This is a genomic window from Phocaeicola dorei (assembly GCF_013009555.1).
Taxonomy (GTDB): domain Bacteria; phylum Bacteroidota; class Bacteroidia; order Bacteroidales; family Bacteroidaceae; genus Phocaeicola; species Phocaeicola dorei.
Genome location: NZ_CP046176.1, coordinates 1,475,743 through 1,492,850, shown reverse-complemented (window position 1 = coordinate 1,492,850; position 17,108 = coordinate 1,475,743). Strand labels below are relative to the sequence as shown.

Annotated in this window: 15 protein-coding genes; 2 read left to right on the top strand and 13 right to left on the bottom strand. The window is 37.6% G+C overall.

What is annotated here, in order from left to right:
* Positions 1-22 precede the first annotated feature (22 nt).
* From GKD17_RS06020 to GKD17_RS05960, 13 genes are all read right to left on the bottom strand, one after another.
* A complete protein-coding gene (locus tag GKD17_RS06020; RefSeq protein WP_007837504.1) occupies positions 23-1,789 on the bottom strand; it encodes a thiamine pyrophosphate-binding protein in 1,767 nt (588 codons plus the stop codon).
* Between the two features lie 130 nt (positions 1,790-1,919).
* Complete coding sequence (locus GKD17_RS06015; protein ID WP_007837503.1) at positions 1,920-3,032, bottom strand: glycosyltransferase WbsX family protein; 1,113 nt, start codon at positions 3,030-3,032, stop codon at positions 1,920-1,922.
* 1 nt (position 3,033) lies between these two features.
* Complete coding sequence (locus tag GKD17_RS06010; protein WP_007837502.1) at positions 3,034-4,113, bottom strand: glycosyltransferase WbsX family protein; 1,080 nt, start codon at positions 4,111-4,113, stop codon at positions 3,034-3,036.
* A 31-nt stretch (positions 4,114-4,144) separates the two neighbouring features.
* A complete protein-coding gene (locus GKD17_RS06005) occupies positions 4,145-5,398 on the bottom strand; it encodes an O-antigen ligase family protein (RefSeq protein ID WP_032936493.1) in 1,254 nt (417 codons plus the stop codon).
* Between the two features lie 67 nt (positions 5,399-5,465).
* A complete protein-coding gene (locus tag GKD17_RS06000; RefSeq protein WP_007837500.1) occupies positions 5,466-6,629 on the bottom strand; it encodes a polysaccharide pyruvyl transferase family protein in 1,164 nt (387 codons plus the stop codon).
* Positions 6,630-6,631: 2 nt separating this feature from the next.
* Positions 6,632-7,627 (bottom strand): nitroreductase family protein, encoded by a 996-nt coding sequence (locus tag GKD17_RS05995; protein ID WP_007837499.1) that lies wholly within the window; start codon positions 7,625-7,627, stop codon positions 6,632-6,634.
* A 5-nt stretch (positions 7,628-7,632) separates the two neighbouring features.
* A complete protein-coding gene (locus GKD17_RS05990; protein WP_007837498.1) occupies positions 7,633-9,036 on the bottom strand; it encodes a flippase in 1,404 nt (467 codons plus the stop codon).
* Positions 9,037-9,095: 59 nt separating this feature from the next.
* Complete coding sequence (locus GKD17_RS05985; protein ID WP_007837492.1) at positions 9,096-11,519, bottom strand: GumC family protein; 2,424 nt, start codon at positions 11,517-11,519, stop codon at positions 9,096-9,098.
* Between the two features lie 37 nt (positions 11,520-11,556).
* Positions 11,557-12,357 carry a polysaccharide biosynthesis/export family protein gene (locus tag GKD17_RS05980; RefSeq protein ID WP_007837491.1) on the bottom strand — a complete coding sequence of 267 codons (801 nt, stop codon included), beginning with the start codon at positions 12,355-12,357 and terminating at the stop codon, positions 11,557-11,559.
* Positions 12,358-12,382: 25 nt separating this feature from the next.
* Positions 12,383-12,817 carry a BT0820 family HAD-type phosphatase gene (locus tag GKD17_RS05975; protein ID WP_007837490.1) on the bottom strand — a complete coding sequence of 145 codons (435 nt, stop codon included), beginning with the start codon at positions 12,815-12,817 and terminating at the stop codon, positions 12,383-12,385.
* Between the two features lie 18 nt (positions 12,818-12,835).
* Complete coding sequence (locus GKD17_RS05970) at positions 12,836-13,486, bottom strand: UpxY family transcription antiterminator (RefSeq protein ID WP_005848430.1); 651 nt, start codon at positions 13,484-13,486, stop codon at positions 12,836-12,838.
* A gap of 296 nt (positions 13,487-13,782) precedes the next feature.
* On the bottom strand, positions 13,783-14,718 hold the full coding sequence (locus GKD17_RS05965) for a tyrosine-type recombinase/integrase (RefSeq protein WP_007837488.1): 936 nt from the start codon (positions 14,716-14,718) through the stop codon (positions 13,783-13,785).
* Between the two features lie 743 nt (positions 14,719-15,461).
* Positions 15,462-15,674: a hypothetical protein gene (locus GKD17_RS05960; protein WP_007837487.1), complete on the bottom strand. Its 213-nt coding sequence runs from the start codon at positions 15,672-15,674 to the stop codon at positions 15,462-15,464.
* Between the two features lie 65 nt (positions 15,675-15,739).
* Between GKD17_RS05960 and GKD17_RS05955 the strand changes: the two genes are divergently transcribed.
* Complete coding sequence (locus tag GKD17_RS05955; RefSeq protein WP_005816332.1) at positions 15,740-16,324, top strand: hypothetical protein; 585 nt, start codon at positions 15,740-15,742, stop codon at positions 16,322-16,324.
* Positions 16,325-16,339: 15 nt separating this feature from the next.
* Positions 16,340-16,522, top strand: a complete 183-nt coding sequence (locus GKD17_RS05950) for a hypothetical protein (RefSeq protein WP_004319908.1) — start codon at positions 16,340-16,342, stop codon at positions 16,520-16,522.
* Positions 16,523-17,108 lie beyond the last annotated feature (586 nt).

Here is a 17,108-nt window from a genome sequence, read left to right as displayed (position 1 = left end):
GAAACTATAAGTTTCATATTTTTTATCCCATATTATCCTTTATGGTTTTAATAACTTGAATTCCAGTCTCTCCCACTATACCTTTGGCTATAATTTGTTTCGCTAAACGCCCAGGAGATATTTTTGGCTTCACCATATATCGAATCGTATGTAATGCTTCATTCTCATGCACATTATCTGTAAACACTTCAAACACCATTGGTTTGTCAGCATGTTTATCATTAAAGAAGTCCTTATACAATTTAAAAAACTCTTTTTTACTGGATGCTGTAAGATATCTAAAGCCCATACTCTCTGCATAATACTTTACAAGAGTGGGTGATTGCTTTCCGTAATGCCCTCCTGCAGCCACATACTTATCACAATCATCATCCAACAACGAAGCCGGATGTTGATAATTGCGGAATTCCTGCCCCTTGCCATTGTTAACTAACAGCAACCGGAGATTATTTCTTATATGCCGATTGCCCAAGGCATTCATGTCATAAAAGAATGCAAGATCACCAATAATACCAAAGTATAGTCTGTCAGGATGCACCAATGAGGCTCCAACTAATGTGGACAAACCTCCATCGATGCCAAATCCTCCTACATTACAACTTCCAGTTACGCTGGAAGGCAAAGGAAAATAATTCCATGATCTGAACGAATTATTGATGGCCGCATGTATCACACTGTTTTCCGGAATATGCTTATACGCAGTCTGAGCAATCCATAGATTTGAGAATGGCAAATCAGGAATAGCATCAATCATCGTACTACACTGTTTCTTTAGTTCTTCATACAGACTTGTTTCCTTATATTCGCCAATAGAATAGTTCTCAAAAAAATCTACCTCTTCCATTGAAATCATCGCTGTTAGCTTGTAGAATCTATCATGATAAATACCATCTTCATTGACCATCCACCACTCTTTAGCACAACACATAGCCTCAGATGTATAATAATCACCGCAAACAGTACCAATATAGATTAACAAAGCAATGTCCGGAAGCAACTTCGAACATCCTTCTTGGGTTGCAACAATAGAATAATTGACACGATATTTGCCTGTGTAATTACTGGTCAAATCACAAAGCACAACAGCGTTGTTCTTCTCACAAAAAAGTTCAACTGCTTTTACAGTCTTAGCATTCCATTTCTGATGAGCCCCAACCAAAATAGCGATATTGCCCTGTGGTAAAGGTGGAAGTTCTTCTTTCTTCTTATATGTTTTGATTACCCTTACTTTAGGCAATTCCTTCACCAAGAATCCAAGACTGTCATACGATTCCATAACTACACATACCGGACCACCACCGCCTGTATATAAATTATTGATAGCCTCATTCAGTTTGGTTGTGACTATTCTTTCATCTTTATGATTTCTACATACAGGAATATTCACCCTGTATTTTGCCACATCATTGGGTAATACCGCATTGTCAATGGATTGCGGTTCATAGCTCCCCGTACGATTCTCACCACGTCCTGTCATAATAGCCAATATAGGTAATTTGCGATAGAAAGCCTCGGTTAGCCCAGGCAGATAATTTCTTGACGCAGTAGCCTCCGTACAAGTTACCACAATGGGCTCTCCAGATTCTGCAGCTATGCCACAAGCCATATAAGCAGCAGACCTTTCATCAACACATGAATACATTTCAAAATAAGGATCGTGTTGCATACTAACCACTAAAGCCATATTCCCTGTACCCGGTGAGGCTACCACCTTCTTGATCCCATACTCTTTAAGAAGAGCCATAAGCACCAAAGTTCCTTTATCATCTGTATAATAATCATGTCCCATAATTAGGTATGTTTTTATTTGATTTTTTCAAACATTAATTATAATAGCTATTTTAATAGATACTATATAACTTCTGCATTCGACTTAATATTATCAGTAAAAATCAGAAGCTTATAAAAACAAATCCACTTTATTTGATTTGAAATTTTACGACAGATTTTAACGCTTCTAAATAACCATGTCCCCATTTTAAATCCGGTTCCATATAATTCCCTTCCCCCCATTCATTCCATGCACTAAGAAATACCAAACGATGATCATCATCTTTATCTTGAATAGATTTACATACTTCGGCTACATGCTTCTTAAAATTTTTAGGAGATGAATTTACATATATACCAGCACGTCTTCCTGCACGTGGTGTTCTATCAAATCCTGGAGTAATAACCGGATAACAGTTTTCCAACTTATTTTCTGGTGTATCATAATTTCTTACAACCTTATTGTAATCGTATTTCATCAAAGAGATACCCAAATGCCATCCCAATAATGACTGCATACGACGAACAAAACGAAAACCTGCAGCTTTAGCTTCAGCCTCCCAACGCCTATTATGACAAACACCATCGAATCCTAAATTTGTGACAATTTTATAAGAAGACTGCCTCCCTGTAGTAACTCCAATAAAATAAATACCTTTCAAATTATTCTTCTTCGCTAGAAAATTCCACCTATTCATAAACTCCTTAACATTAGGAAAACTTAACGGATCATAAATAAGGAAAATCGGCTTACCTTCAATAGTGATATAACGGTGATCCTTAAATGCTCGCAAACAATACTCAAAATGCTTTATATCATCTTGTTCACCAAGATATTCTTGTTGGGCAATCATTGTATTATTCACCATAGAAGAGCCTTTCACCCAAGTTTTAGTTGTCCAATCATGATTAGCCCAACACAAACAAAATGGAAAATCTGGTTTGCCTAATCGCAAAACTTCTTCAAATGGTTTTTGCAAAAGCATTTTTCCATTTCCAAACCAATAATGATAATAACAAAATCCTTCTATGCCTGCATCACGAGCCAGTTCTGCTTGAGCTTCTCTTACTTCAGGAAGCCTTAAATCATAAAAGCCTAAATCCGCTGGTATATGTGGTTGATAGTGTCCACGGAATAATGGTTTTGCTTTAGCTACATTTGTCCACTCTGTAAATCCTTTTCCCCAATATTTATCATTCTCAGGAATAGGATGATATTGGGGAAGATAAAATGCTATGACCCTTGCTTTGTTTTCTTTCATATCATCGTTTTTTATATTGGTCTATATTTTTTTTAGTTTCTTCTAAATATTTTCTTCCCCATTTTTGGTCTGGTTCCAAATGGTTTCCTTCCGCCCATTCATTCCAAGCATTTATAAAAATAAAATTTTCTTCCTGACTATAAGGCTTGAATTTTTCAAAGACACTGCTAAGCCATTTTCCATATAATTGAGGAGTACTTCCTATAAAAGCAGTGAATCCCTTATGCATACGTCGAGAAGCATTGTCAAAATTTGGTGTAACACAAGGAAATTGCCGATAAGAAGGCAAAGGAGTTTTAATACGATACTTTACATATTTCTTGTATGAATGCAGCATCGTGATTTTTCTATTTAAAAGCTTGCTTAATGTTATATTGAATAACATTTTACAATGCTGAAACTTACCCATGCAGAAAGGCTGAAAATTAATGGACATATCAAAACCCTTGGATAAATATTCCGGAATATTATAGCCAGTGTGTTCAAAAAGAGCTAAATACAATTCCATCTGATGCTTCTGAGCTACCTCGCGCCAAATTTTAATAGTCTTTTCCGCATTGGGCAATAAATGGGCTTTATAAATCGCAAAAAAAGGCTTACCATTAACCCGTATATATCTTCTATCTGAAAATATATGAGAACATAAAAAATCCATGTGAGCTGCATCATCCTCATCCGTATATTGTTGCTCCATTAAGAGATGTTTAAAACCACCATCCCAGTTTCTTGCCCAATTTTCATTTGCCCAACATATCATGAATGGAAAATCCGGTTTCCCGCTTGAAATAATTTCATCCACAGGCCTTTCCATCAGTCGTTTACCATTAAACCAATAGTGATAATAACAAAAACCATAAATACCATATTCTTTGGCCATAGCTGCCTGCATTTCCCGTGCTTCAGGCAAACGCAAATCATAAAATCCAGTGTCAGAAGGTAAATGTGGCTGATAATGTCCTGGAAAACGAGGTCTTGCTTTTGTTACATTAGTCCATTCTGTAAAACCTTTGCCCCACCATTCATCATTTTCTTGAAATGGATAGAATTGTGGAAGATGGATAGCAATCAATCTTTTATTCATAATATAACTAAATTTTCACCATTAAAGCACTTTAATCTTTTTGCAAGGAATAGCAGCTTGTACACTTATACGTTAAACATGATTTATTAAAGATACGGCCACAACAAAACCAAAAAACGATGCAATGCTGGCCTGTAACTGACAAACAATTAGCTCCGGTCATAGCCATTAAGTAAAAGAATATAATGCCTAATTCAAATAGGTTATCTTTAAAGTTCCTTATTCCACGAATGACAACCAAGAGTATAAAAATAGAATAACATATTATCCCAAAATATCCTGTTTCATACATTATCTTCAAATATTGCTGGTCAGTTATTGCCATCTTTCCACTATAATATGCTTCATGTCCATAACGACCGATGCCATCTCCCCAAAAAGTAATTTTCTTAGAATAGAAATCACTAAAAATATTTGTTCTTTCCTTTAAAAATGAAGCATTTCCACCTTCTATTAAGCTCTCAAATTTAGAAAGCATAAATATCAAACGTTCTTGATCTAAAAAAGAAAATACAATACTAATGCAGCAAACCAAGATGAGTAATAAAAAAAGTACGTATGTACTAAAAGATCGTTTCTGCCCATTGAAAAGACTATTCACTAACAAAGCCAAAGTTATTAATGCCACAAAAGCAATAGGGGCACGTTGCTGTGCTAACACCATAATAACAGCCAAAAAAATCAAAGCGAATGCAATTTTAGTTGTTATCCGTCCTTCCTTATAAGATTTAAACAACAAATAGAAATAAATAATACCACTTCCATAACTAACCCAATATGGATAAGTCCAAAATGCAGATAAACGTGTCATTTCCAAAAAACGACCTCCTTCATTATCTGTAAATCCAGAAAGTTTAAAATCCACGTACCAGCTTGGAGACGTAATATATAATATTAATCCAATGAAACATACCACAAGTACAGGGATTATGGATTTGTCAAAAAAATCCCAATCTTTTGAAGTGCTACTTTCACCTACAAAAAAGAAAATAATAGAAAACAGCTGATACCTAACACCTTCAAACCAAAAAGCCTGTGGATAAATATTGGAAAGACTAGCAATAGCGATAGAAATAGAAAAAAATATAATAAACAAGTCCATTCTTGTTGTTTGATTCCGCAATTTATTAAGACTAATGATAATAGCGCTCAATAAGATTATTAGTTCAAACTTTGCAATTACAGCTAAACCACACCATACAAGAAGCACATCCACCGTCATTAATAAAAAATAGTTACATACAAAATATTTTGATAGAAATTCACTAACAGAAGACGATACCATACTTTAAAGACACTATTAAATTTATACTCACTCTATTCTATCAATCCACAAACTTCAAAATACTAGATCATAAACTATCCAACATTTTTTTAGCTTCCCAAACCTGAGAAGTATATTCAGAAATAATATTTTCTAAATGTTTGCGTATCTCTAATTTATGGTCATTCACATATTGAAAAGCATTTAAAAGTTGCTGATCATTAATGAGATGAACACCATCAACAAGAGTAGTTTCAGGAAGTTGCAAATCTTTAGCAATACCTCTACTTTTAATGCTATATCCAATAGCAACGGTGGGTACACAAGTACTGTAAGCAGAAATAACAGCATGAGTTCTTGCTCCCATAAATATTGTACAGTTAGAAATTACGTAGCGTAATTGACAATAATTCAAACAATCAGCATCTAATAAAGAAATCCGTTTCTTACTTATATATCTATCCTTTACCAAATTACAAATAATCCGGTCATCCTGTGCCCCCCAAAACACATGTGGCACGAGTAGAATATGATAAGATGTATTTTCAATAATATAATCTATTAATTTTATTAGATTCTTTCCAAACAAAGTATTAAATCCATCTTCAGAAGAAACAAAATTACTAATATTAATACCTACAACTTTGCCAGATGCAAAACAAGACGGTAACTTACAGGCTTCTGCTTTAAGAATAAAGGCAGGGTCCGGAAATAAAAAGATATTTTTCAATCCCTTTTTCAGTAGTAATTCTTTTGTAAGCGATTCTCTTGCGTATATAGCAGAAAAATGCTTCAAAGTTTCAAGTTTGCGAAATGTAAGGTTTTCCTCTCCAATTGAACACCCCCAAAGAACAGTTCGTATTCGTCGATCATAAAGATACTCATTTGTATAAATCACTTCATTATCTGCATAACACATCATATCCCCTCCAGTGGACAACATAATATCATGTTTGGTAATCTTCCGTAAAAAAGGGTTATATAAATAGTTATATGTGAAGAGATTTCTACTATATTGTTCTTTAACAAAAACATTTCTGATTTTTCTAATTACCTTAAATAGAAAAGAAAACTGTTTTCGTGCTACTAAAGTTACTCTTTGTTCCAATCCTAAAGACCTGTCAATTTCTATATTACTACTATAGACAACCAATTGTTCCTTAGTACATCCCAAAATATCCATAGTAGCTTTTGTTATAGCTTCGCAACCCCTATTTCCCCCGTTTATATGAATTGGTAAATAATATTTCATATTTAATGATATTTATTAGTTCTATTAATACTTTTTCTACTTGAAACTGCTACATTAAAATTATCCAATATATAACCTGCACCTATTATCACAATCGGAATTTCATTTCGAGGTATATCAAATTGAGACAAATTATCTAATTTATCATATCCAAATGCAACCGACAATGGAATTGTACCAATACCTAGCGAATGAAGAGCATTAATTAAATTCATTGCATATAGACCTCCGTCAACATATGCTTGATGAACCTCATAAAAAAGAAAGGCTCTTAAATCTGTAGTGACAAGTATAGATGTATTAACTTGATCCTCAAAACCATGACATCCCCCTTGCCATTCAATCAGCTTATGACTATTTTCACCTTGAAAAATATGCGTTTTCCAACCTTGACGATTGCAAGCTGATGGGGTTTGTTGAGCCAATGAAAGTGCCTTCTCAAGAACTTCTTTTGTAAGAAGTGTATTTTCAAAATATCGTAGCGAATGTCGGCTATATAGTAATGATTCAAAATTTTTATTACATTCAGAAAGAATATGTTCCTTTGTTTCAGGTTTTATACCTGAAACTATGTTTTTATATGTATGATTATCCAACCTATTAAGTAAAGTATTAAACTTCAATTCAATATCTGATATATCAACTCCTGTTTGTTTTGTATATGTTATATAATAATGTATTGTTGACAGCAAATAGTCGACAAACTCCTTATCCTTATTGTAATACAATGTTACATATTTATCAAGCCTTATTAATAGATTTAACACTTTTTTTTGCCCAAATCCCTTTCGGGGATTTCTCATAGAAAGTCCTTTTTCAATAGTATGATTCTCACGCAACAGAGTATATTGCATCTTCGCTATATCTCTATCTGTATTGATAGAAGCGTTATACTTAACTAGCAACTTAAAAAAATGATAAGCCTCTAACATAAATATTTTTCTAAGGTAATATTTCTCAAGGCTTTTTCTAATTAAAAGTTTTAGAGTTTTAATCATGGTATTCAGCGTCTTATAATTTGTTTAAAATAAACCATATCCTTCCACCCCCAAAACATTGCATAAATTTGAAGTTTTAGAATTTTATGATATGATGGAATAAATATATTTGAGATACATCCTGTGAAGAAGACAGTGATAACAGTAACAATTGCAGAACCAATAATTCCATACTTTGGAATGAACAGATAATTTAATATCACACACAAAAAACATCCCAAAACATTCCGTATAAAAGCCCATTTCTGAATATGCTCTATAATAATAATCTGCCCTCCAGCAGCAGACAATGCCATACCTACAGCTTTAAATGCCATAATTTGCAATACAGGTATAGCCAATGCATATTTTTCACCATAGGTATAAATTATCATCCAATAAGCAGATAGTGAAATGGCAAGTGCCATTAGCAGTGATACCCATGTAGTTATACCTACAAAAGTACGTTTCTTTGCTTCATAGCTATAAGAATCACATTCTTTTTCCCGTACAAGTATAGGAGTTATAGTCTGCACTAAAATAGCAGGAAGAAATAAAATCAAATCAACAAATTTTCCAGCCGTTGCAAAATACCCAACTTCTGTTTTATTCAACATATTACCTATCATAACTTGATCTATACGCTGATAAATTACTATTGCAGCACCGGATAAAAGTAAAGGAAATGATTCTTTAATAAAAAAAGGTACTATTGTCTTATCAAATGTCCAATTTCTTACTGAGCCCACTATAACTTTATAGCTATAATAATAGCCACTTGCTACCAAAAATGTATCAAAAACCTGAGCTATAATAAAATACTCTAGGGGTGCTTTAAGAAACAATAATCCGATTTTTACTATCGCACCAACCAGGGTTCTAAATATCTCAGATTTGACAATATATTTATTCTCAACTATAGATATAAAATAATTTCTCGACAGTTCCGATATTCCAGTGAAGAGTGTAAGTCCATAAACCAAAATCATTATCGTTGTAAATCTATCTATCTGAAAAACAAATAAAGATAATACTACTCCTAAATAAGCTATTAAAGAAAAACATACACGAATTATAAAACAAGTGCCAAGAATCGAATTTTTTTTTTCTTTGTTACGCGAAAGTTCTCTTATTTCAATATTACTCATTCCAAATGTAGCTACTATTGTAAATATAGACACATAGCTGATAACATAATTCATAATACCATAATTTTCTGGACCCAAATAACGAGCTACAAGAATCCCCACAAATAAGGCACTAACCATGTTCACTATTTTACCTCCTAAAGACCATACAACATTTGTAACTATGGCTTTCTGTTTAAATGATAGAGTAAGTTTTCTCTTCATTTCAGCAATAAATTTATCATAATATAAAAAATTAGGAATTAGCACAAAAGGAAAATATTTTCTAGCCAAGGTGTTCATTCTTGGCACATTTTAAATCCACCCTGCAAATTGTAGGAATTTAATCTGCGCAGTGTAAATCATTTAGACTTTTTATCTCCTATTTCATAACCATAACCATACCCATACTTGTGTCCATATCCATAACCATATTTATGACCATACCCATAGCCACTCTTTCTTGAATTCAAATCAATGCTATTAATAACTGTAGCCAATTTATCAAATTTCTTCTGATCCCGCAGCACATTAATATACTGATACCCCAACTTCGGAGTTACATCTGCACGACACACATACACGCACATATCAGCCACACGACTGGCAATAGCAGTATCGGTCACAATAGCAATAGGAGCCGTATCAAGAATAATGTAATCGTAACGCTCTTTCAATTTCTCTATTGCATCTTCCAGCACCGTACGCGCCATCAACTCTGTAGGATTGGGAGGAATAGGACCACCCGGAAGAATATCAAGATTAGGACTTACATCCGAATGTTGTATCATATCAAAAAGATTGGTATGCTCGGGATCAGCCAAATAATTGGTAATACCTTCCGTGCGATGGGACAGATTAAAAACCTTGTTCAGCCCAGGCTTGCGGATATCCAAACCCACAATAACAACTTTCTTACCCATATAGGCCAGACTGACTGCCGTATTGCCAGCAATAAAAGATTTACCTTCACCCGGCTGTGTGGATGTAAAAAGCACCACTTTCTGACTGGCACCAAGCATGAACAACATATTGGTACGCAGACCACGAAAAGCCTCCTCCATCATACCATTCTGATTCTCCTGAACCACAATGGAACCTTTTTCGGGCTTCTTACTTAAAGGAAGCTCACCCAAAATAGGAACATCCGTCATCTTCTCCACATCCTCGGCATTCTCTATCTTATATTTTAATAAATCCTTCAAATAAATAAGACCTACAGGAATACCCATACCCAATACAAGAGCGGCCAACATAACAACCATCTTCTTAGGAGAAACCGGCTTTTTACTAGGAAGAGCAGCTTTGATGATACGTCCGTTATTAGCAGTGGATGCCAGGGTTATTGCGTTTTCCTCACGCTTCTGAAGCAACATAATGTAAAGGGTCGCCTTGATTTCCTGCTGGCGGGAGATAGTAAGAAATTCTTTCTCCTGCTGCGGTGCACTGCTGATCCTGCCTTCAAACTTCCGTGCCTGACGTTCAAGGTTGGACTGCGCTATCTGCAACCCTCTCAGTACACTGTTCACGGTAGTCTGCACATTGTGCCGCATGGACTCGATGCCCGTATTGATATTGATTACTGCAGGATTGTTTTCGGAAGAGGTACGAAGCAAACGCTTGCGTTCGATCAGCATCGTGTTATATTGGTTGATGATAGAACCCAAATTCTGGTCCTGCAACCCTACATTGGCGGGAATCACCTCGTTTGCATTCTTCGGGTTGTTCACGTAGTTACGCAAGGACTCCACCAGTCTCAACTGGGTGGCATTCTCGGTCAGCTGCTGTTCATATTTCGAACTCTCCTCCAAAGCCAGACGGGCATCGCTGGTCAAATCGGTCAATCCGGAGCGTTGCTTGAAATCGGCAAGTTCCGTTTCGGCAGTACCTAACTCCCGATTGATAATGCCAATACGTTCGTCTATAAACTCTGCAGATTTTTGAGCCACTTCATTCTTCTCGTCATTCGCGTCCAGATTATAAAAGTCAACCAAACAATTGATGAAATCGATACCGCGCTGCTTTACCGTATTCTGCAAGCTGATGGCAGCAATTGTGGTAGTCTTCGAAGTGGGTTCCACTGACAAATTCTCTACATAACTTTCCGTCACATCTGTAGGAGAATTAACGTATGCCACCAGATTCATATCTTCTTCCAAAGGCGGGACCGAGTCATTCTTTGTAAAACTGAAAACTCCTACTGGAGTGGGGAAAACAGCCGGAATACTGTCAAAACTTACCTCAGCCTCCTGCTTCTCCTCGTCAAGCATATATTCCACTTTTACATCCAATTTTCCATTCATGGTGTATTTTAGATGAAGCTCGGCTCCTTCTTCCAGATTGTCTGCCTCTTCAGGAGTCATATAAACTTTTACCGGAGTGGACTTATATAAAGGAGTGTTATAGCCGAACATACGTTCCTCAGCCACTGAAATATACAAATTCAAATGATTCACCACCTTTTTAATCAAGGTTCTTGACTTCAGGATTTCCACCTCATTGTCAAAATTGTTAGTCATGGAGAACATACCCAGATCCTGAAGGGCTCCCATAGGATTATTGCTGCTTCCACTTTTCTTGTCACCTTCTTTGATGAGTACGGCCGCATCAACATTATAGACGGGGGCCTGATAGCGGAGATAGATGAAAGCAGATATAATACAAACCAGCACACTGGCTACAAACCACGGCCAATAGGCAAAATATTTAAAAAACAAGGCATAAAGATCAACGTTCTCCTCACGTTGCTCGGTACCCGAAGGGGTGTTCTTCTGTTCGTCAGTCATATCAACAGTTTGTAATCAACAATTATATTTATGAGTTTTATTTCAAGATGGTTGCCAGAAGGCTTGCAAGAGATACCAAAATGGATGTAGCACTGATCCACATGCTGGTGCTGCTGCCAATGTCCGAGTTCTTGGCTTTTGTCTTATTGGGCGTTACATAGATGATATCGTTCTGGCGCAGGTAGTAATAGGGAGATACAACCAGCTCTGCATTATTAAGATTCAAATTGATAATCTCACGCTTGCCTTTTGCATCCTCACGAATCAGTTTCACATTGTCACGGACGCCATAAACAGTCATATCTCCCGCCATGGCAAGGGCTTCAAGGATATTTACCTTTTCATTTCCTACGGTAAAAGTACCCGGACGGTTCACCTCTCCCAATACCGAAATTTTGTAATTTGCCATACGGACTGTAACGATAGGGCTCTCTTTCAGATAGGGCTGCAATTGCTCCCGGATCAAATCTTCCGCCTCGTTTTTCGTAAGGCCGCCTACCTTCAGACGACCGATAACGGGGAAATCTATCTCACCCTTGTTATTTACCAGGTACTGCTGGAGAGTGGGTTGTGTGGTAGTATTAATATTGGTCAGGGCTGCATTCAGAGGAGTCTGTACCGTCAGGTTAAAAGGAGCGGCAGCCTGAGGGTCACTCGTGTTCACAGTTATACTCAGCAGATCTTTCGGCATAATCTTTGCGTCATAAAGGGGAAGATCTTCCCTGTAACTGTTCACGACCTCGGGATTCTGCATGTAAGGTACATTTTTATAGGAGGTGCAGCCTGCCAACAAGGCGGACGCCACAACAAACAATAATAGTTTCTTTAAAGTCTTCATATCAGTTTTTTCATTTATTATTCAATCATCTGCCAAACAGGCGCGAGAAAAGGCCTCTGCCGGGATTCTCCGAAACAGAAGATTCACCGGCACTACGTATCAAATCCGAAAAAGTGGTTCCGTCATGAATCATTCCATAAATAGTACCCCAATCGGGAAGGCCTCCCAAGTTGCGGTCATCTATAAAAAGATCGGCTTTGAGCTTGCGTGAGTAATGATTGTTACGCCCTTTCTCCTCCTCCGGATAGTCGCGGTTCACGGCATAAAATTCAAGACCGCGATCACGGCAAAAGGCAAGAGCCTCGTCAAGCAGACGCCCTTCACGCACTGTCCATAGAATCAACCTGTGATGTTCGTCACGCAATTTTTTCAATGTCTCAATGGCAAACGGCAACTCCCTGCCGATTGCCGGATACTTGTGCTCAACAATAGTACCGTCAAAGTCTACTGCTATGGTCATTGTATGTCAATATATAATTTATATGTTAACTGAGTTTTTTTCCGCTATAGGTTCCAGCAATTCTCTAGCAATGGTAACTTTAGCACATCCAAGAATATCAATTTTTACAACCAGACTAGTAGAACCATCTATCTCACGACATATATTCCCTTCCAATCCTACCAGTTTGCCACCGTTTACACGGACACGATCGCCCAAATGCAGAGGGCATGACTCAATAGTGACGTGTTCTTCGGCATCATTGACCATACGCATCAAGCTGTACATCTGATGATCTGGAATAATAGCTACGGGACGGCAAGTATTTCGGGAAGAACCGGCTATGTTAACCATGAAACGTTTTATATAAGGAAGGCAGACTATTTCTTTCCGTCTTACTGAATCTGTGCAGCGAATGAAAACAAGAGCAGGAAAAACAATACGGTCCACTTTTTTACGTTTACCATCATGACGAATACTCATCTCCTGTTGGATAGGGACATAAACTTCATAAGCTTTCTCACTATCAGTTTCGTTCTTCAAACGTTTTCGTAATCTATCCTGACAGGCTTTTTCACTTCTGTTATTTACAACAGCCACATACCAATGCTTTTTTTCCTGATCATTTCGGAATATGCCTACGGCGTCGTCGGTCTTTTGAACCATCGTTCCCAAAATTTGTTGTGGCATGTCTTTGCCCTTGTTATTTACAATACTCATAGTGGAATAATCCGACTAAAAACAGACGCACTCTTATATAGAGAGCGTCCGATTTCTTAAATTTCTGATTTCCATTAATGTAGTAAGTTGTATGAATTAAATCAGCCCATAAGTTTATGATATATATAGAGAGAAAAAAAACTTTTTTATCAGTTTACAGTTTGTAAATGCTAGAAAATGAAAATAAATCTATACCTTTGCAGCCGATAGACGCTCTCTATATAAGAGTGCGTCCTAATTTCAAAATAATTCAAATATTCCCCTTCTTATAGATCTTTTAAAATATTTCTATTTGCATTATCTATCTGATTAGTCTGTATAGACGAAAGATAGATTTGTGTAGTAGTTTCTGAATCATGCCCCATCGCTTCGCTAATAATACCAATCGAGATATTTTTCGTCTTGGCTATACTTGCCCAGGAATGCCGAGCTACATACATAGTAAGTGGTGTGGTCAATCCTGCCCGGGCTGCAATCTTCTTCAATTTACGGTTCACCAGCAACATTTTATTCCGGTATTGTCTGCGCTCCGTGCCATCTTCTCGTTCTATAATAGGTAAAAGATATTGTGTTTCCGAATCTCCGTATCTGTCAATAATCTCCTGCATCTGTTTTTCCCACCGTATAATGAGTTTCTTACCTGTTTTACGACGGCTATAACTCACAAAGCCACTATTGAGATCTTTTTTGCGCAAATAGGCAAGATCTATAAAAGACATTCCTCGCATATAGAAAGAAAAGAGAAAGATATCTCGTGCAAATTCCAACGATTTATGATCGGAAAGATCCAACTGCTTGATGTGTTTGATATCTGTCAGGGTGGCAGCTCTCTTTGAGGTCTTGTCCACACCAGTATATACATTCTCAAAGGGATCTGCAGGAAGGGCCAGTCCCTCACCCACTGCCTTGCGATACACACAACGCAAAATACGCATATAAAAAGAAGTGGTATTACGACTTAAATGGTGAGTGGAGCGCATCTCCGTTTCATAATGTTCCATCAAATCTGCATCCATCTCATCAAAACATAAGTCTATGCCGTCACGGAACTTCATGAAGCTGTTCAATGCGGACTGATATGTTTCGACTGTCCGTTCTTTTCCTTGCCCTCTAAGACGCTCTATCTGCTCCTGCATGTATTCAAAAACGAAAACGCCCTTACTCGGACGATACTTTAATTTTACTAATCTCATATTTGCCATTACCTAGGTTAATTAAATAAATCATCAAAGAAAAATATAATATCATGATTTATATTTTAATGAGGACTTAAATACTTGTAATGGCAAATAGATTCTTAAGAATTAAAGAGAAAGAACTCAGTGTCCTTATATCGACAAGTATATAACAATAAAAAACACAAAAGCGCGCAGTTCTGATAAACTGCACGCTTTTGCTTATTATTTATGTCCTTGTCTGAATTACTTCACTTCCTCAAATATAAAGTATATTGATAATCAGTTAGTTACTGTTATCAAGATACAAATGATATGCAAATGTAAGTATAAAACCATATAGAAAAAGTACAAATGGACATTACTTTGTATGATAACATCCTTTTCTACAGATTAAGGGTTAACACAATGTTATACTACTGATATTCAGCATATTGAAGCTGTTCTTCCTTGCATTCAACAAAGAGTGTTAAATTATATTAAATCCTACAGGGCAATTATGATTCGTGCAAAGATAATATTTTGCAGTCAAAGGAAGAAAGACTTCTTGAACCACTTCTATGGTTCTATACTTCTGTTTCTGACGTAAGCTGACCCGTACGGTTTTCGGGTTTTAGACGGACATATATACAGTTTACTTTAGGTTAGCATATATATAAGAGCTAACCAAGGTAAACTAAAGTGTTTTTGTCCTGTAGATACTGCACTTTGTGGACTCTTTTCTCCTTTGACTGCAAAAACCTCTTATAGCCTTATCTCCACCTATAACGTCACTTCACACTGCTGTACCATGCAGTCTGCCATGTACCACCCCATCGGGCTTTGATAAGAATTGTGTTGCAAAGGTACCTGTCATGGCGTTCATCCTGCAAGGTCGGTGCCTGTGGTTTGTCCGTGAAATCTCCACGCTCTGATTGTGGCAGAGGTAGTATTTGACGGCAAAACCTTGCATTGATGAGCCATAACACCTTTTGGGGCAACATAATTCTTTAATCAATCCCGATGGTAGTTGGTTCTACATAAGGGAAGAAAATAAAAATTTTATCTTATGGCTAACATTTGCGACACTCAGTACAAGGTGACAGGCTCACGCAAAGCCGTGGCAGACCTTTGGAACACACTCCAAGAGTTGGAGGTGAACAGTAATAATGTGTATCTGTATCTCTTGGCAGAACACTATGGCATTGACTACGAGAAGAAAGGCATCTCGGTGAGAGGACACATCTATTGGGCAGAGTATGAGGAGAACGTGGAAGACGATTATGCCCTCTTGTCCTTTGACACCGAAAGTGCTTGGTCTTCATGCGACTTGTTCTTTGAGGAGGTGAACAAGGCACTTGGCGATGAACTTTCAATCAGTTGGCGAGAGGTTGAGCCAGGTTGCGACATCTTCTATACGCACGATGAGAACGACTTCTTCCCCGAAGAGTGCTACGTCACTGCATACGGAGAACTCTTTGAGGATTGTGAGGGTGCTTACTCCACCTTTGGTGATGCTATCAAGTTGTGGTGTGAGAAGACTGGTGTCTCACAGGACGGAAGAAGCGAACAGAAGATGATTGACTTCATCAATGAATACGAGTATGAGGCAGAGGACACGAATTTCTGCATCAATCCAATCACATTCGGCTAACAAGGAGGAACGGATATGGCAACGATAGACATGGAGCAGTTGGACGGCGTTGTAGGGTGTTTCTGCACCTTGCTTTATCCCCGAAGAGGTCAGACAGAGGGAACGATTGTCGAGGACTTGGGTTGTGAGGTCATTGTCCAGCTCATCAACGGCAAGGAAGTGACGGAGTACAAGGATGATGTTGTCATCTGTGAATAATCAGGAGAGAGTCTGTTGGCTATGTGGCTTGCAGACTCTTTCTTCCTTTGACTGCAAAAACTCTTTTAGGACAATCCTCCAATGAGGTTATGGCTGTTGTAACTGAAATACCTTGGGAGCAAGTTGTGCGGTTTGCTCACTTGCTCCAGTCCTGTTATAGAAGCGATGCTTCGACACCTGTATAGCGATACGTCGCCAAAGTCCCTTCGCCGTTTTAAGCGTCTCTGTACCTTGTTATAGGAATGGTCATTTCGCCTTTTGGTTTTACTCGTCTGTCTTTTGCGACTCTTCCTTGTCGGACACAGAACTTGGTCTTAGCATGATGACAGTGCTATCGCCAATCCTCTGATGTCTGTCCTCTTTTGGCTTGATGCCTCTATTGCTAAGCTGACCCTTAGGCTTGTCGTTCATCGTGCATCAGTGTTCATGCTCCTCACTCTTCTGATGATACAGCTGTAAGGTCGGATTTCCCGCTTCGTTTCTCCAGGCATACAGCCATAGCAGTGCCCCTGTCTGTTGCATACGGATTGCCTCCTTGCTTACAACCTTTGTTCCATTGTTTGGCCCCGTCTTTTTCTGAATTGAG